The organism is Longivirga aurantiaca (assembly GCF_042660085.1).
Lineage (GTDB): Bacteria > Actinomycetota > Actinomycetes > S36-B12 > CAIYMF01 > Longivirga > Longivirga aurantiaca.
The window spans coordinates 2158732-2175603 of the sequence record NZ_JBHSTI010000008.1; the positions used below are offsets into that span (position 1 = coordinate 2158732).

Annotated in this window: 13 protein-coding genes; 5 read left to right on the top strand and 8 right to left on the bottom strand. The window is 73.1% G+C overall.

Annotated elements, in window-relative coordinates:
* Positions 1–1023, bottom strand: a complete 1023-nt coding sequence (gene hrcA / locus ACFQGU_RS14320; protein ID WP_386767795.1) for a heat-inducible transcriptional repressor HrcA — start codon at positions 1021–1023, stop codon at positions 1–3.
* A gap of 226 nt (positions 1024–1249) precedes the next feature.
* On the opposite strand from hrcA, the gene ACFQGU_RS14325 reads away from it, so the two are divergent.
* The 4 genes from ACFQGU_RS14325 to ACFQGU_RS14340 all read left to right on the top strand — a co-directional run bounded on the left by ACFQGU_RS14325 (position 1250) and on the right by ACFQGU_RS14340 (position 4408).
* The gene (locus ACFQGU_RS14325) at positions 1250–2152 is read left to right on the top strand and encodes a PrsW family intramembrane metalloprotease (protein ID WP_386767797.1); all 903 of its coding nucleotides are present in this window, start codon (positions 1250–1252) and stop codon (positions 2150–2152) included.
* The gene (locus ACFQGU_RS14330) at positions 2149–3006 is read left to right on the top strand and encodes a DUF3097 domain-containing protein (protein ID WP_386767799.1); all 858 of its coding nucleotides are present in this window, start codon (positions 2149–2151) and stop codon (positions 3004–3006) included. The genes ACFQGU_RS14325 and ACFQGU_RS14330 overlap by 4 nt, the downstream gene beginning before the upstream one ends.
* 153 nt (positions 3007–3159) lie before the next feature.
* A complete protein-coding gene (locus ACFQGU_RS14335; RefSeq protein WP_386767801.1) occupies positions 3160–3960 on the top strand; it encodes a hypothetical protein in 801 nt (266 codons plus the stop codon).
* A 34-nt stretch (positions 3961–3994) separates the two neighbouring features.
* Positions 3995–4408: a DUF4870 domain-containing protein gene (locus ACFQGU_RS14340; RefSeq protein ID WP_386767803.1), complete on the top strand. Its 414-nt coding sequence runs from the start codon at positions 3995–3997 to the stop codon at positions 4406–4408.
* 64 nt (positions 4409–4472) lie between these two features.
* Here the strand turns inward: ACFQGU_RS14340 and hemW are convergent, their stop codons facing one another.
* The 3 genes from hemW to lepA form a co-directional block, all read right to left on the bottom strand.
* Entirely contained in the window at positions 4473–5690 is a 1218-nt protein-coding gene (gene hemW, locus ACFQGU_RS14345; protein ID WP_386767805.1) for a radical SAM family heme chaperone HemW, read from the bottom strand.
* Between the two features lie 81 nt (positions 5691–5771).
* Positions 5772–7586: an AMP-dependent synthetase/ligase gene (locus ACFQGU_RS14350; RefSeq protein WP_386768303.1), complete on the bottom strand. Its 1815-nt coding sequence runs from the start codon at positions 7584–7586 to the stop codon at positions 5772–5774.
* A 212-nt stretch (positions 7587–7798) separates the two neighbouring features.
* A complete protein-coding gene (gene lepA / locus ACFQGU_RS14355) occupies positions 7799–9646 on the bottom strand; it encodes a translation elongation factor 4 (protein WP_386767807.1) in 1848 nt (615 codons plus the stop codon).
* 374 nt (positions 9647–10020) lie between these two features.
* On the opposite strand from lepA, the gene rpsT reads away from it, so the two are divergent.
* Complete coding sequence (gene rpsT / locus ACFQGU_RS14360; protein ID WP_386767809.1) at positions 10021–10290, top strand: 30S ribosomal protein S20; 270 nt, start codon at positions 10021–10023, stop codon at positions 10288–10290.
* Positions 10291–10372: 82 nt separating this feature from the next.
* Here the strand turns inward: rpsT and holA are convergent, their stop codons facing one another.
* From holA to ACFQGU_RS14380, 4 genes are all read right to left on the bottom strand, one after another.
* On the bottom strand, positions 10373–11431 hold the full coding sequence (holA, locus tag ACFQGU_RS14365) for a DNA polymerase III subunit delta (RefSeq protein WP_386767811.1): 1059 nt from the start codon (positions 11429–11431) through the stop codon (positions 10373–10375).
* Positions 11432–11477: 46 nt separating this feature from the next.
* A complete protein-coding gene (locus ACFQGU_RS14370; RefSeq protein WP_386767813.1) occupies positions 11478–13862 on the bottom strand; it encodes a ComEC/Rec2 family competence protein in 2385 nt (794 codons plus the stop codon).
* Positions 13859–14446, bottom strand: a complete 588-nt coding sequence (locus ACFQGU_RS14375) for a helix-hairpin-helix domain-containing protein (protein WP_386767815.1) — start codon at positions 14444–14446, stop codon at positions 13859–13861. The genes ACFQGU_RS14370 and ACFQGU_RS14375 overlap by 4 nt, the downstream gene beginning before the upstream one ends.
* 226 nt (positions 14447–14672) lie before the next feature.
* Positions 14673–16862 carry a hypothetical protein gene (locus ACFQGU_RS14380; RefSeq protein ID WP_386767817.1) on the bottom strand — a complete coding sequence of 730 codons (2190 nt, stop codon included), beginning with the start codon at positions 16860–16862 and terminating at the stop codon, positions 14673–14675.
* Positions 16863–16872: the final 10 nt, after the last annotated feature.

The window sequence follows — 16872 nt, forward strand, 5'->3', positions numbered from 1 at the left end:
TCACTGCTGCTCGGTCAGGATGCGCCCGACGTACCGCGCGACCGCGCGGACCGAGCCCATCGTGCCGGGGTAGTCCATGCGGGTGGGGCCGACGACGCCGAGCTGCGCGACGACGTCGTCGCCCAGGCCGTACCCGACCGTCACCACCGATGTGGCGGACAGGCCCTCGACCTCGTTCTCGTGGCCGATGCGCACGCTGAGGACGTCGGTGGTGCGGCTCTCGCCGAGCAGGCGCAGCAGCACCATCTGCTCCTCGAGCGCCTCGAGCACCGGACGCACGGTGCCGGTGAAGTCCTCCCCGAACTTGGCGAGGTTGGCGGTGCCCGCCAGCATCACGCGCTCCTCGTGGCGCTCGACCACCGTCTCGAGCAGCGACGCGACCACCGCGGTGACGGCGGGGCGCTCGTCGGAGGCGAACTGCTCGGGCAGGTCGGACACGCGGTCGGCGACGTCGACCAGGCGCTGGCCGGTGACACGCTCGAGGATCCGGCCGCGCAGACGCCCGAGGAGGTCGTCGGTCATCGCGACGCCGGTCTCCACCACGCGCTGCTCGACGCGGCCGGTGTCGGCGATGAGCACGAGCAGCACGCGCGACGGCCCGAGGCCGACGAGCTCGATGTGCCGCACGTGCGAGCGCGTGAGCGAGGGGTACTGGATGAGCGCGACCTGGCGGGTCAGCTGCGCGAGCAGGCGCACCGAGCGCTGCATGACGTCGTCGAGGTCGACGGCGCCGTCGAGGAACGAGCCGATCGCCCGGCGCTCGGCGGCCGACATCGGCTTGACCTGGCTCAGGCGGTCGACGAAGACGCGGTAGCCCTGGTCGGTGGGCACGCGGCCGGCGCTCGTGTGGGGCTGCGCGATGAGCCCCTCCTCCTCGAGCGCCGCCATGTCGTTGCGGATCGTGGCGGGGCTGACGCCGAGCGAGTGGCGCTCGACCAGGGAGCGCGATCCCACGGGCTCGTGGGTGGCGACGTAGTCCTCGACGATGGCGCGCAGCACCGCGAGACGGCGATCCTCGACCACTGCTCACCTCCGCTGGCACTCCCGCTGGACGAGTGCCAAGTCTACGTCGAAGCCGCCCGCGGCACGCCCCGAGCGCGCCGGGTCGGCGGCGGGTCCGGGGATCACGGCGCCGCGGAGCCTAGGCTCGACGGCGATCGGGGCCCGGCCGTGAAGGCCGGAATTGTTGCGCTCTGAGCGACGAAGGCCCCCTTCATCGCGAACCAGATCGTGCGACGGAGGAGCGGGAGTGAGCGAGGGGACGACGACGCGGGTGCGGCGGGCGGCGTGGCGGAGCTGGTTCGTCGTCGGCCTCGCGCTGTGGGTGGCGTCGGCGGTCGTCACGTACTGGACCGAGAACCCGACCCTGCTCCCGACGGTGATCCTGCTCGGCAGCTTCCTCGTGCCCACCACGTTCGTGCTCTGGGCGTTCGAGACGCGCGCCGGCAGCTCCCTCTCCCCGACACTGGTGCTCAAGGCATTCGTGGTCGGCGGCGTCCTCGGGGTGCTGCTCGCCTCGGTGATCGAGACCGCGCTGCTGACCGGCGGCCGACCCCTGCTCATGTACGCCGGCGTCGGACTCATCGAGGAGGCGGCCAAGCTCGCCGCGCTCTGGTGGGTCGCGCGCGAGATGACCCGGCACACGCGGCGCGACGGCATGATCCTCGGCGCGGCGGTGGGCTTCGGCTTCGCGGCCTTCGAGACCGCGGGCTACGCCTTCAACGCCCTCGTCAGCCTCGACGGCTACGACCTGCGCGCACTGCTCGAGATCGAGGTGCTGCGCAGCGTGCTCTCCCCCGTCGGCCACGGGCTCTGGACCGCCGTCCTCGGCGGCGCGCTCTTCGCCTCGGCGCAGGCGACGGGCCGCTTCCGCCTCAGCCGCGAGCTCGTCCTCACCTACCTCGCGATGTCCGGCCTGCACGCGCTCTGGGACATGGCCGGGGGCCTCGCGGCGGTCTTCACGTGGGTGTTCACGGCGTCCGAGTGGCAGACCTCGCTCCTGCAGTCCGGGCGCCTCCCTGCCCCGACCCAGCAGCAGGTCCATCTCAGCGGCGTCCTCACCTGGCTCATCCTCACCGGCGTCGCCGTGTGGGGCGTGTGGGTGCTCGGCCGCCGGTGGCAGGCCGCGAAGGACGAGGACGTGCCCGCATGACGCCCAGCCCGAACGACCGCTACGGCCGCGACGTGCTGTCGTCCGACCCGCACGCCCCGCGCAGGAAGGTCGTGCGCGAGGTCGGGGCCGAGACCGACCTCGTCGTCGAGTGCGCCATCAGCGGCTTCTGCGGCGCGGTGGTCGGGTTCGACAAGGGCCCCACCGGCATCGCGGTGGTGCTCGAGGACCGCAAGGGGCTGCGCCGCCCGTTCCTGCTGCGTCCGGCCGGCTTCCTCCTCGACGGCGAGACCGTCACCCTGGTCCGGCCGGCCGTCGCGGCCCCGAGCGGCCCCACGCGCACGGCGTCCGGCTCGATCGCCGTCGCCGGCGCACGGGCGCGCGTGGCCCGTGAGTCGCGCATCTGGGTCGAGGGCCTCCACGACGCCGAGCTCGTCGAGAAGGTGTGGGGCCACGACCTGCGCGTCGAGGGTGTCGTGGTCGAGCCGCTGCACGGCGCCGACGACCTCCTCGCCACGGTCACCGCCTTCCGCCCGAGCAAGGACCGTCGCATCGGTGTGCTGCTCGACCACCTCGTGCCCGGGTCGAAGGAGACGCGTATCGCCGACGAGGTGCGCCGGCTGCACAGCCCGCACGTCGTCGTCCTCGGCCACCCGTACGTCGACGTCTGGCAGGCGATCCGTCCGCAGGTCCTCGGCATCGACGCGTGGCCGGTCGTGCCGAAGGGGCAGCCGTGGAAGGAGGGCGTGCTCGCAGCGCTCGGACGACCGCACTCCACCCCGGCGGACGTCGCCGACGGGTGGCGCTGGCTGCTGGGCCACGTGCGCTCGTACGCCGACCTCGAGCCGACCTTGCTCGCCCGCGTGGAGGAGCTCATCGACGTCGTCACTGCGTGATTGCACAGTCACGCAGCGCTGAACTTCCGTGCGCTGACCGGGCGACACCGTACGAACGTCCGATCCCGCGTCCCCCTCTGCGTCACGCAGGGCCGCTACGGTCGTGGCGAGCCGAACGTGGCCGCTCGCGATCGACCGCCCGAGGAGGGCCCTATGTCCGACCAGAACCCCACTCCCCCGGGGGACGACCCGATCTTCGGAGAGCAGCCCGCAGCCTCGAACGACCCGGTCTTCGGCGGCGGCACCCCGCCGCCTCCGCCCCCGCCGCCCATGCCCCCGGCTCCGCCCGCAGGGCCGGGCGCCGGTGACACCGTGGGCTCGGCGTTCAGCTGGGCGGTCGCGAAGTTCCAGGAGAACATCGGCATCTGGATCAGCCTGGCGGCCATCGTCTTCGCGCTCAACGCGGCCCAGACGATCATCAGCCGGGTCATCAACAACAACAGCGGCACCACGACCGGTGGCGTGTTCGCCGGCCTCGGCCTCACCCTCGTGCTCGGCGTGGTCTTCGGCGTCCTCGCCTGGCTCGCCTCGATCGGCGTCTACCGTGCTGCGCTGCGTCGCTCGCAGGGCACGCAGCCGTCGTTCGACATGCTCACGACCGGCGAGAACCTCGTGCCCTACATCGTCGTCGCGATCGTCTACGGCATCGCCACCGTCGTCGGGCTCGCGCTCTGCATCCTGCCCGGCGTCGCAGTGATCTTCCTGTTCCTCTTCGCGCCGTTCTTCGCGCTCGACAAGGGTCAGGGCGTGGGTGAGGCGCTCCGCAACAGCTACCGCCTCGTCACCCAGAACTTCGGCGCCGTCGTGCTCGTGGCCATCGTCAACATCCTGGCCTCGATCCTCGGCAGCCTGCCCTTCACCTTCGGGCTCCTCACCCTGGTGACGCTGCCGTTCTCGGCGCTGTTCACCGTCCACGCCTACCGCACGCTCCAGAACGAGACCGTCGCCCCCTGACCGGGCGATGCCCACCGACCACCAAGGAGACACCGTGTCCGACCAGACCCCGCCGCCCCCCGGCGACGTTCCTCCCCCGCCCCCGCCCCCCGCGGCACCGCTGCCGCCGGCCGGCGACCAGCCGCTGTCGCCCAGCGACGAGCGCACGTTCGCGATGCTCGCCCACCTCGGCGGCATCCTCATCGGCTTCCTGTCCGGCCTGATCGCGATGCTCGTGTGGGGCAAGCGCTCCGCGTTCGTCGACGACCAGTCGAAGGAGGCGCTCAACTTCCAGATCACGCTGATCATCGGCTACGTCATCGCTGGCGTTCTCTCGATCGTCGGCATCGGGATCCTGCTGTGGGCGGCCCTCGGCATCGTCAACATCGTCTTCTGCATCCTCGGCGGCCTCGCGGCCAACAAGGGTGAGACCTACCGCTACCCCCTCGCCCTGCGCCTGGTGAAGTAGTCCTCACGCACCTCGTCGAGGCCCGTTCCGCATCCGCGGGGCGGGCCTCGACCCGTTGTGCGCGCTATCGGAGGAGGTCGCGCACCAGCGCGTCCGCGAGCAGGCGCCCGCGCAGCGTCAGCACGAGGCGACCCGCACCGAGGGAGCCGGCGTCGGCGAGACCGTCGCTCGCCGCACGCACCGCGACGGCGCGACCGGCACGGTCGAGCAGGTCGAGGGGCAGGCCCTCGGCGAGCCGGACGCGGAGCAGCACCTGCTCCACACGCACGTCGTCCGCGCTGAGCTGCTCGCGCGCCTCGGCCGGGCTCTCGCCGGCGGTGATGCGACCGGCGTACGCCGCGGGGTGGCGGACGTTCCACCACCGCACGCCGCCGACGTGCGCATGGGCGCCGGGACCGACGCCCCACCAGTCGTCGCCGCGCCAGTAGCCGAGGTTGTGCCGGCACTCGCCGCCCGGTCTCGCCCAGTTGCTCACCTCGTACCAGCCGAACCCGGCAGCGGTCAGGGCAGCGTCGGCCTGCTGGTATCGGTCGGCCGCGACGTCGTCGTCGACGCCGGCGATCTCGCCCCGCCGCACACGAGCGGCGAGGCGGGTGCCGTCCTCGACGATCAGCGAGTAGGCCGAGACATGGTCTGCGCCGGAGCCGATCGCGGCGTCGAGCGACGAGGCGAAGTCGGCCTCGGTCTCCCCGGGCGTGGCGTAGATGAGGTCGACGTTGACGTTCTCGAACCCGGCCGCGCGCGCCTCGCCCACCGCCGCCACCGACCGGCCAGGAGTGTGGGTGCGCTCGAGCACCTGCAGCACGTGCTGCGCGGTGCTCTGCAGGCCGAAGCTCATGCGGGTGAAGCCGTCGGCGCGCAGCTGCGCGAGCGACTCGGGCGTCACGGAATCGGGATTGGCCTCGGTGCTCACCTCCGCGCCGGGCGCGAGCCCGAACTCGTCGCGGATCGCTCCCAGGATGCGGCCGAGGTCGCCGGCCGGCAGCAGCGTCGGGGTGCCGCCGCCGACGAACACCGTCTCCACGGGCAGGTCGACGTCGCCGAGCACGCGCCGGGCGAGCCGGACCTCGGCCACCGCCTGGTCGGCGTACGTCGACCGGCTCACGCCGGGGCCGAGCTCCTCGGCCGTGTAGGTGTTGAAGTCGCAGTAGCCGCAGCGCGTCGCGCAGAACGGCACGTGCACGTAGAAGCCGAACGGCCGCGAGCCGATCCCGGCGAGCGCCGACGCCGGCAGGTGGCCGTCGAGCGGCGCGGGATCACCCTCGGGCGGCAGTGACGGCACGCGCCGACCCTACGTCGTGCGCGCATACCCCGGACGCGCGGAGGCCCCGGTCGGATCGACCGGGGCCTCGTCGTCGCGGGACTACTTGTTCGGGTACATCGACTCCAGGACGTCGGCGAACGACGTCTCGACGACCTTGCGCTTGATCTTCAGGGACGGGGTCAGCTCGCCGTCCTCGATCGAGAGGTCGCGCGGCAGGATGCGCACGTCCTTGACCGTCTCCCACCGGTTGAGGCCCTTGTTGAGCTCCGCCATGGCGTCGCGGACCTCCTTCTCGACGGCCGGGTCCTTGGCCCACTCGGCCGGACCGCCCGCGATGCCGTGGGCCTCGGCGTAGCCCGCCGTGATGTCGGGGTCGAGGGTGACGAGCGCCGTGGCGTAGTTGCGGTTGTTGGCGTGCACGATGACGTTGCCCAGCAGCGGGCACAGCGCCTTGAACCGCGCCTCGATGAGACCGGGGGCGATGTACTTGCCGCCCGAGGTCTTGATGAGGTCCTTCTTGCGGTCGGTGATGCGCACGTAGCCGTCGTCGTCGATCTCGCCGATGTCGCCGGTTGCGAGCCAGCCGTCGCCGATCAGCATCTCGGACGTCGCCTCGGGCAGGTTGTAGTAGCCGCGCATGACGCCGCCGCCCTTGACCAGGATCTCGCCGTCGTCGGCGATCTTCACCGTGGTGCCGGGGAACGGCAGGCCGACGGTGCCGACGCGGTTCTTGCCGGGGCGCCCGACCACCGAGCCTGCGGAGGTCTCGGTGAGGCCGTAGCCCTCGAGCAGCTCGAGGCCGACGGCCTCGAACCAGGAGCCGACGTCCTTGGACAGCGCGGCCGAGCCCGACACCAGGTACTCGATGTTGCCGCCGAGGCGGGCACGCACCTTGGAGAAGACGAGCTTGTCGGCGATGGCGTGCTGCGCGCCGAGGATCGGCGACACGCTGCCCTTGCGCTTGGCCTCGGCGTACTGGTGGCCGACGCCGATCGCCCAGTTGAAGATCTTCTCCTTGGCGCCGCCCTCGGCCGCCTGCATCGACACGACGCGGGCGTAGACCTTCTCGTAGATGCGCGGGGCGCCGGCCATGAAGTTGGGCTTGAGGAGTGCGAGGTTGTCCACGATCTTCTCGACGCGGCCGTCGACGGCGCTCGTGAAGCCGATCTGCAGCTGCGCCGAGAGCAGCACCTTGCCGAACGAGTGCGAGAGCGGCAGCCACAGGAACTGCAGCTGGTCGGGGCGCAGGAGGCCGAGGCCCTCGATCGAGGCCGCCTCGTACGTCCAGTTGCTCTGGGTCAGCTCGACGCCCTTGGGGCGCCCGGTGGTGCCCGAGGTGTAGATGAGCGTGGCGAGGCTCTCGGGGCGGACCGCGTCGGTCGCGCGGGTCACGGCGTCCGCGTCGGAGTCGAGCAGGGCACGACCGCGGCCGGCGAGGTCGTCGGAGGTGATGACCCAGTCGTCCCCGCGCGAGGAGAGGTCGACGCCGGTCGTGTCGATGAGCACGACCTTCTCGACGGCCGGGATCGAACCGCGCTGGTCGTTGAGCTTGCCGAGCTGCTTGGCGTCCTCGGCGATGACGATCCGCGAGCCTGAGTCGCTGAGGATGAAGGCGACGTCGTCGGCGTTTGTGCTCGGGTAGACCGTGGTGGTCGCGCCGCCCGCCGCCATGATCGCGAGGTCGAAGAAGATCCACTCGAGGCGGGTGTTGCTGGCGATGGCCACCCGGTCCTCGGGCTGCAGGCCGAGCGAGAGCAGGCCTGCGGCGAGCTCGGTGACCCGCTCGCCGCTGCGGCCCCAGCTCCAGGACTCCCAGCCGCCGGCGGCGGTGGGGGCGCGGAAGGCCTCGCGGGCCGGGTCGGCGGCGACCCGGTCGAAGAACAGCCGGCCGAGCGAGGCGGCGGGCTCGGGCATGGGCTCGGGGCCGGTGGTGGTGCGGCCGGCGCTCGGGGCGAGGGGCTCGGTGGTCTCGGACACTCTGGGGGTCCCTCCGGTTGGTCGGCGAGGGCTCCCCTAGCAGGGGCTCCCGTCGGCCTGGCGTGTTGTGGGACCCACTCTGCCGTGCCGACCGGCGCGAGGCCAGACTTTGTTACCGGCGAGTTAAGGAGACCTGACCGGACGGTGCCCTACTTGGGCTTGACGGCCGACTCGTCGGTCGAGAGCGCGGCGATGAACGCCTCCTGGGGCACCTCCACGCGGCCGACCATCTTCATGCGCTTCTTGCCCTCCTTCTGCTTCTCGAGGAGCTTGCGCTTGCGGGTGATGTCGCCGCCGTAGCACTTGGCGAGCACGTCCTTGCGGATGGCGCGGATCGACTCGCGGGCGATGATCCGGGCGCCGATGGCGGCCTGGATCGGCACCTCGAACTGCTGCCGCGGGATGAGGTCCTTCAGACGCGAGGCCATCGAGACGCCGTACGCGTAGGCCTTGTCCTTGTGCACGATCGAGGAGAACGCGTCGACCGGCTCGCCGTGCAGGAGGATGTCGACCTTGACGAGGTCGGCGTCCTGCTCGCCCGTGGTCTCGTAGTCGAGCGAGGCGTAGCCGCGGGTCTTGGACTTCAGGGCGTCGAAGAAGTCGAAGATGATCTCGGCCAGCGGCATGGTGTAGCGGAGCTCGACGCGGTCGGCGGACAGGTAGTCCATCCCCAGCATCGTGCCGCGGCGCGACTGGCACAGCTCCATGATCGCGCCGATGTACTCGCTCGGAGCCAGCACCGTGGCCCGGACAACCGGCTCGTGGACCTCTGCGATCTTGCCCGAGGGGAACTCGCTCGGGTTGGTGACGACGATCTCCTTGCCGTCGTCCATCACCACCCGGTAGACGACATTGGGCGCGGTGGAGATCAGATCGAGGTTGAACTCGCGCTCGAGCCGCTCGCGCACGATCTCGAGGTGCAGCAGGCCGAGGAACCCGACGCGGAAGCCGAAGCCCAGCGCCACGGACGTCTCGGGCTCGTAGACCAGCGCCGCGTCGTTGAGCTTCAGCTTGTCGAGGGCGTCGCGCAGGATCGGGTAGTCGGAGCCGTCGATCGGGTAGAGGCCCGAGAACACCATCGGCTTGGGGTCGCGGTAGCCGCCGAGGGCCTCGGTGGCTCCCCTGTGCTGCGAGGTGACGGTGTCGCCGACACGGGACTGGCGCACGTCCTTCACGCCGGTGATGAGGTAGCCGACCTCACCCACGCCGAGCCCGTCGCTGGGCACCGGCTCCGGGCTGATGACGCCGACCTCGAGCATCTCGTGAACAGCGCCGGTGCTCATCATCTGGATGCGCTCGCGGGTCGAGAGGCGCCCGTCGATCACGCGGACGTAGGTGACGACGCCGCGGTAGGTGTCGTAGACCGAGTCGAAGATCATCGCGCGGGCCGGCGCCTTGGGGTCGCCGACCGGTGCGGGCACGCGGCGTACGACCTCGTCGAGCAGCTCGGTCACGCCCTGCCCGGTCTTGGCGCTGACCTTGAGCACGGTGTCGGGGTCGCAGCCGATGATGTGCGCGAGCTCGGCCGCGAACTTCTCGGGCTGAGCGGCCGGCAGGTCGATCTTGTTGAGCACCGGGATGATCTCGAGGTTGTTCTCGAGGGCCAGGTAGAGGTTGGCGAGGGTCTGCGCCTCGATGCCCTGGGCGGCGTCGACGAGCAGCACGGCGCCCTCGCACGCGGCGAGGCTGCGGGAGACCTCGTAGGTGAAGTCGACGTGGCCCGGGGTGTCGATCAGGTTGAGCGTGGTGCGCGTGCCGTCGGACGCCGTGTAGGGCAGGCGGACGGCCTGGCTCTTGATGGTGATGCCGCGCTCGCGCTCGATGTCCATGCGGTCGAGGTACTGGGCGCGCATGTGGCGGGCGTCGACCACGCCGGTGACCTGCAGCATGCGGTCGGCCAGGGTCGACTTGCCGTGGTCGATGTGGGCGATGATGCAGAAGTTCCGGATGGACTCGGAGTCGGTCCATCCGGGCTTCGCAGGGTCGGTCTGGGCCACGGTGCTCTGGTCGTCCTCGGGTCGGGTTCGGGGGCGCCCTCCGGCCGCCTGGGGCGGCGCACGAGGCGCGGGCACCATCGTCCCACGTCCGCGGGGCTGCGCCCGCCGCACGCCCGTGCTGGCACGTCCGGCGCCGCGGGCCGGCGTGCAGGGTCGGCGTACGCCGCTGACCTGCGGTTTCGGTGCCGTCGGGCGGGGCTCGGAGGGGCGGGTCGCCGTCCGGACCGGATTTGGCCCCGGGACCCGCTGCCGGGTACTCTGGCGTGTCGTTTGTGCGCGCTGTCCGCACGCGCGCCGACGCACCAACCAGACCTGGCTCCACCTCAGGATCGCCCACCGGCGTCCTGACGACACCGACGAAGGCGATAGGCACCGTGGCGAACATCAAGTCGCAGATCAAGCGCAACCGCACCAACGAGGCTGCGCGCCTGCGCAACAAGTCGACCAAGTCGGCCCTCAAGACTGCCGTGCGCAAGTTCCACGCCGCCGCCGACGCCGGCGACGCCGCCCAGGTCGAGGAGCTCGCCCGTCAGGCGACCCGCGCCCTGGACAAGGCCGCGAGCAAGGGTGTCATCCACAAGAACCAGGCCGCCAACCGCAAGTCGGCGATCTCCAGCCGCGCCGCCGCGGTCGCCAACGCCTGACGCGCGCACCACGTCCGAGAGGGCGCCACCCCGCTGGGGTGGCGCCCTCTCGCGTTGCTCGGCGGTGCCGGGACGTACGACCTCAGCGCGAGCGGTTGCGGACCGCGCGCAGCAGGGTGCTCTCGAGCACGTAGGTGCCCTGGTCGCGGTCGAGGCCCTCGTCGCTCATGCTGCGGCCGGTGACCGAGCGCCCCTTGACGGCGGCGTCGGCCTTGGCGATCTCGACCAGCGCCGCGGCGAGCGCTGCGGGGTGCCAGCGACCGGCCTGCTCGCGCAGGGTGCGCACCTTGAACGGCGGCACCCCGGCCTCGCGGGCGACGTCGGCCTCGGACGCGCCGCGCGGCGCGGAGGCGACCCGGGCGAGGCCGCGCACTCCCCCGGCCACCGCGGCCGACAGGGCCGGGCCGGCGCCGGCGTCGTTGGCCAGGGCCCAGCGGGTACGGCGGAGCACCTCGACCGCACGGCCGCCGAGCACGGCGTCGGACACGAGGTAGCCCGGCACGTCGGCAACGCCGTCGTAGTAGACCGCCACGGACTCGGGCGTGAGCGGGTCGTCCTGAACGTCGCTGACGAGCTGGGCGCAGGCGGCGGACAGCGACCGGAGGTCGTCGCCGATCGCGACGCGCAGCGCCTCGACCGCCTCGGGGGTGGCCTTGCGCTTGGCGGCGTGCAGCTCGCGGGCGACAAAGTCGTCGACCGCGCGGCCCTTGGCCTTCTCGCACGGGGCCACGACGAACCCGCCCGCGGCGAGCAGATCGACGATCTTGCGCCCCTTCACCCCGCCGGGGTGCAGCACCACGACGCGCACCTCGCCCGTCTCGGCAGCCTCGAGCAGTGCGGCCACCATGCGGTCGTCGGCGCTCTCGGCGCCCCGGGCCACCACCACGGCTGCGTCGCCGAAGAGGTTGGGCGAGCACGCCTCGACGAGGTCGCCGAGGCCGGACTCCGAGGCCAGATCCACATCGCGCCGCTCGATCGTGGGGTCGTCGGCGCGGGCCGCGGCCAGGACGGCGGTCACGACGCGCTCGGCCAGGAAGTCCTCCGCGCCCACGGCGACGACGGCCCGGTGGCGCGCGGCGTCGATCTCGGGCGTGGTGGTGGCCGCGGCCTTGGGGGCGGCGGACTTCTTGGCGGGCGGCATCTCGGCGTCAGCCTCTCACGTCGGCCCGACACCGCAGCGCTCCTGGTCACGTGCCGCGGCGCAGGAGGGCGAGGGCGCCGGTGTCGTCCAGGACGACGGCGAGGTCGCCGTCGAGGTCGGTGCGACCGACCACCGCGCCCACCGCCTGGTAGGCCGCCACGGTGTCCGGGGCCGGATGGCCGTAGTCGTTGTCGACGCCGACACCGATGAGCGCGATCCGAGGCCGGAAGGCGCTCGCCCAAGCCGGCGACTGGTAGCGCGAGCCGTGGTGCGGAACCTTCACGACGTCGACGGGAATCACGGGCGTCTCCGCGAGCACGGCGTCCTGCGCCGCCTCCTCGAGGTCGCCGCCGAGCGCGAACGTGATGCCGTCGACCTCGGCGAGCACGGTGACGCTGGCGTTGTTGGCGTCCGACCCCTGGCCCCGGATGAACCGCGTCGGCCAGACGACCCGCAGGTGCACGGAACCGACCTGCCACTCGTCACCGGGCGCCGCGACCCGCAGGGAGGCTCCCGAGCCCCCGAGCCAGCGCCGTACCCGCCGATCCTCCCCCGGCGGGTCGTCCAGGGGCGAGGTGACGACCACGCCGGCGGCCCGCCCGCGGAGCACGCCTGGAAGGCCCTCGACGTGGTCGGCGTGGAAGTGCGTGAGCAGCACGAGCGGCACACGGACCACGCCGAGCCGGCGCAGGCACCGGTCGACCAGCGACGGGTCCGGCCCGGTGTCGACCACGACGGCCTCACCGGCCCCGACCCTGAGGACGAGCGCGTCTCCCTGACCGACGGCGCACATGACCGCGCGCCAGCCGCTCGGCGGCCACGACAGGGCACCCGGCACCACGACCGGCACGGGGGCCACGGCGACCACCACCGCGACGGCCGCGCCCACGGCCAGCGCAGCCCGCAGCCCCGGGCCGCCGTGCCGGCGCGCCAGCCACGCGCCCACGACGGCGAGCCCGATGACCGCGGAGATCGACGCCGCGCCCGCCCAGCCCGACGGCCACGGCAGGCTCCCGGCCACGAACGAGGTCTGGCGGGCCACGATCGCGATCCACGAGACCGCCCAGCCGGCGGGGACGGCGAGCACCGACGCCGCGGCTGGTGACACCAGGCCGACCACGGCCGCGATCAGCCCGAGCGCGGTCGCTGGCGCCACGGCCGGCTCGGCGAGCAGGTTGGCGACGACCCCGCCGACCGGCACCCCACCGCCGATGCCCACGACGAGCGGCGCGACCGCCAGCTGGGCGGCGGCGCTCACCACGACCAGAGCGCCGACCGCGCGCGCGGCACGGCTCCACCACGGACCGGCCCGCAGCGCCGGGGCGGCACGGGCAGCGATGACGATGAGCGCGGCGGTCGCCGCCACCGACATCGCGAAGCCGACGGACACGGCGAGGAACGGGTCGAGCAGCACGAGCCCCACCACCGCAGCGGCCAGCACGTCGACGGGGCGCACCCGAAGGTCGAGCAGCAGCGCCACCAGGACCACCGCGGCCATCGCGGCAGCCCGGAGCACCGACGGCTGCGGCCGCGCGACGACGACGTACGCCGCCACCGCGAGCGCGACCACGACCAGCCGCACGCCGCCGCGGCGCAGGCCGACGAGCCGGCCGAGCACCACGACCACGGCCACGACCACCGCGACGTTGCCGCCGCTCACGGCCGTGAGGTGGGCGAGGCCGGAGTCGCGCATGGCCTGCTCGAGCTCCGGGCCCTGCGCCGCGGTGTCGCCGACGACGAGACCCGGGAGCAGGCCGCGGACGTCGGCCGACCGGGCGGAGACCGACTGCCGCAACGACTCGCGGACGGCGCCGGCCGCGACCTGCACGGGCGGCGGTCCGCGCACGACTGTGACCTGCTCGGCCACGATCGTGGCCGCCCTGCCCCGGCGGGCATCGGCGGGCAGGACCCGGCCGGTGAGCTCGACCGTCGTCCCCGGCAGGAGACCTGCGACGGCCGCCGAGGCCGCGTCGCCACCCGTGATGATCTGGACAGGCAGATCGAGCACCCGCCCCTGCCCCGCGATCGTCGCCGTCACGAGCGCGGCGTCCACCACCCACGCGTCGTCGGTACGCCGGGAGCCCGACGTGCGGCCGTCGCGCACGCGCGGGTCTCCGGTGGTGACCGCCTCCGCGCGGACGAACGACCTCTCGGCCGCCGCGATGGCGAGCGGGCCGTCGAGCAGCGGACCGACCCGCCAGGCGGCGACTCCTGCCGACAGCAGGACCAGGGCGAGCACGACCACGAGGTCGGACGCCTCCACGAGGCCGTACCACCACGCCAGCAGACCGGTCGCCGCCGCTGCCGACCCGATGACGGCAACCAGCGCTGGTGCCGGCAGCGGTCCGGACGGTGCGGAGGCGGCGACGAGGGCGGCCGAGGCCCAGACCGCCGCCGCGGCGACGACCGGCCGCGTGACCCACGGCGTCACACGGTCACCAGCGGGGAGAGCCGCTCGAAGGTGCGCTCGCCGATGCCCGAGACCTCGCGCAGCTGGTCGACCGAGGCGAATCGGCCGTGCTGGGTGCGCCAGTCGAGGATGCGCCCGGCCATCACCGGCCCCACGCCCGGAAGGGTGTCGAGGTCGTCGATCGTGGCGGTGTTGAGGTTCACCGGCCCGGCCGGCACGCCACCGCCCGAGCTTCCTGCGCCCGGCGGTGCGGTGGCGGAGTCGTGGGCGACGTCGACCTGCTCGCCGTCCACGAGCACGCGCGCGAGGTTGAGGCCGCCCGAGCTGCCGCCCTTGCGCAACCCGCCCGCAGCCTCGATCGCATCGGACACCCGGGATCCCGGCGGCAGCCGCACGAGGCCCGGCTTCTTCACCTCGCCGACCACATGGACGACGAGGTCGGCCTGCGGGGTCGGCGAGGTCGAGGGGGCGACGGACCCGGACGCGACGGGCACCGGCGTGCCCGGCACCAGTGCCACGGGGGTGGGCGCACCGCCGGTGACCGTGCGCAGGAGCAGCCACGCGGCCAGTGCCGTCGCGCCGATCGTGAGGAGCACAGGCTTCACCGCGGGGGGCATCAGCCAGCGCGGCGCCCGTGGGGAGCCAGGATCGGTCGGCGCTGCCCCGCCCGCGGCGAGCGCTCGGAGCCGCTCACGGACTGCGTCCGGGTCGGGGCGGGGTCGCGGGCGGGGCAGCACGCCGCATGCTCGGCCGCTCCCACCCGCGCCTGGCCGTCGTCATCGCGCCCGGCTGTGGACGACACGGCCCGTGACCGCCCTGGGGACAGCGGGTCTACGGCCGCACCACGTAGTCGCGGGACTCGATCGCGACGATGGTGCGGTGGCTGTGCAGAGTCAGGCGGGGCGTGTCGCAGTCCACGTTCACGGTGAGCTCCCGCGTGGGCAGGGCCCACATCGTCATCGTGCCCGTGGTTCCCGTCGTCCTCGCCCCGAGGAAGGGGGTCTGCGTGCCCAGTCCGAGGAGCCCTGGCATCAGGTCCCCCTCCACCCTCGAGGACGCCGTCGACACGAGGCAGCCCGGCACGGGGTCGCCGAGCCGGTCGAGGACGGTGACGGCGACCGACACCTGTTCGGGTCGCAGCGTCCACACCACGTCCGACCCCTCCGGCGGGTTCGTGGCATCGTCCACGCCCAGCGGGACGCTACGGACGGAGAACACCCCGGGCAGGTGGGCCCACGTGCCCGGAAGGACGCCGTCGCGGCGGACTGTGAGCCGCAGCGGCCAGAACGACGGCGTGGCCGTGTACAGGGACGTCGGAACGCCGACGAGCCGGTAGCTGCCGTCGGAGGCCGTCACCGACGTGCTGAGGTATGTCGGGTCCTGGTCGTTGGTCAGGGCGAGCGTCACGCCCGCGACGGGCCCATCGGTCCTGGTGAGGAGCTTCCCGGTGATCACGACGGCCTTCTCGACGGGGACGTCCATCTGCAGCTCGCAGCCCGAGGGCGCCTCCCCGGCGTCAGGCTTGTCGCACAGGTCGAGGTCTGCCCCGCCCACGACCACGTCCGTCCCCTCGGCCCCCGAGATCCGGTCACGCCCGGCGCCGCCGAGGAGCCGATCGTCACCGCCCATGCCGAGCAGCACATCGGCCCTGCCGCTGCCGACCAGGGTGTCCCCCGCCGAGCCACCCACAAGGACCTCGATCGTCGTCGAGATCTTGTCGCGCTCACCGGGCTCGCCGTCGTCGGAGTCGCCGGCCAGGTCGGCCGTTACCGGGCTCGTCCGCTCGGAGTACGTCGCGGTGTCGCGGCCGGGGCCGCCGATCAGGATGTCCGCGCCGGGTCCGCCGCGGAGCTCGTCGTCGCCGCTGCCGCCCGAGAGGCGGTCGGCCGCAGATCCACCGGTCACGGTCTCGACGTCCGTCCCGATCAGGTCAAGCTCGCCGGCCGCGCCGTCGTTGCGCACCCCGTCGAGGCTCGCCACGATCGCGACCCCCCGGTGGACGTACGTGACCTCGTCGAGGCCCTTGCCGCCGACGAAGGTGTCGCTGCCGGGGCCGCCGTCCAGCACGTCGTCGCCCCTGCCGCCCTCCAGCCTCTGAGCGCCGGCACCGCCGACGATGAGGTCACCGGCGTCGCTCCCGATCAGCACCTCGACGTCGGAGGGCACGCTGTCGCCCTCGCCGGCACGGCCGTCGTCGGCGACGGCGTCCTGCGTGATCGTGACGGGATAGTCGCGGCCTGCGTAGGACACGGTGTCGACGCCGGTACCGCCCGACACGACATCGGCGCCGTAGCCGCCGAGCAGAAGGTCGGCGCCGGGGCCGCCCACGAGCACGTCGTCGCCGATGTCGCCCATCAGCCGGTCGTCGCCGGGTCCGCCGTCCAGGTTGTCGTCGCCCCCGCGGCCCCACAGGCGGTCGTTCCCCGCGCCTCCCGAGATGAGATCGGGACCGTCCTGCTCGTCGCTGAAGAGACCTCCGTGCAGCTCGTCCGCTCCGGTCGAGCCGACGAGCCGGTCGGCGCCTTGTTCGCCGTCGAGGAAGGATCCGGCCGGGCTCGCGTAGAGGGTGTCGTCGCCGGGGCCACCGAGGACCAAGCCGGTCGACGCGCGCTGCCGCAGCACGTCAGCGCCGGCCTCGCCCCTCAAGGTGGCATGGGCGCCCGTGCCCACGAGCACGTCGTCGCCGTCGCCGCCGTAGACCGTGGCGGCCCGAACCCCGCCGTACAGGCGGTCGTTGCCGGCGCCGCCGTAGGCAAGACCGTCCGAGCGGACGAGGTCGATGACGTCGTCCCCCGCCCCGCCGCGCACGTTGTCCCTACCGCCTCGGCCGCAGATGACGTCCGGGCCGTCGGTACCGATGAGGACGTCGTCGCCGGGTGTGCCGATGATCGTGCACGCGTCGCCCGTGACGGCGGTGAGGCCCCATGCCGGCGTCGCCATGGGCAGCTGGAGGCCACCGACAGCGAGAGCAGCCGCCCCCAGCAGGGACGTACGACGGACAACCGCTGAAGCCCGACTCATGTCGCACCCC

What these genes read in the sequence shown, in the direction of transcription:
- ACFQGU_RS14335 (WP_386767801.1), top strand. Translation starts at nt 3,160, where the DNA reads ATGTCCGACCAGAACCCCACTCCCCCGGGGGACGACCCGATCTTCGGA.
- ACFQGU_RS14380 (WP_386767817.1), bottom strand. Translation starts at nt 16,862, where the DNA reads ATGAGTCGGGCTTCAGCGGTTGTCCGTCGTACGTCCCTGCTGGGGGCG.
- ACFQGU_RS14330 (WP_386767799.1), top strand. Translation starts at nt 2,149, where the DNA reads ATGACGCCCAGCCCGAACGACCGCTACGGCCGCGACGTGCTGTCGTCC.
- holA (WP_386767811.1), bottom strand. Translation starts at nt 11,431, where the DNA reads ATGCCGCCCGCCAAGAAGTCCGCCGCCCCCAAGGCCGCGGCCACCACC.
- ACFQGU_RS14350 (WP_386768303.1), bottom strand. Translation starts at nt 7,586, where the DNA reads ATGCCCGAGCCCGCCGCCTCGCTCGGCCGGCTGTTCTTCGACCGGGTC.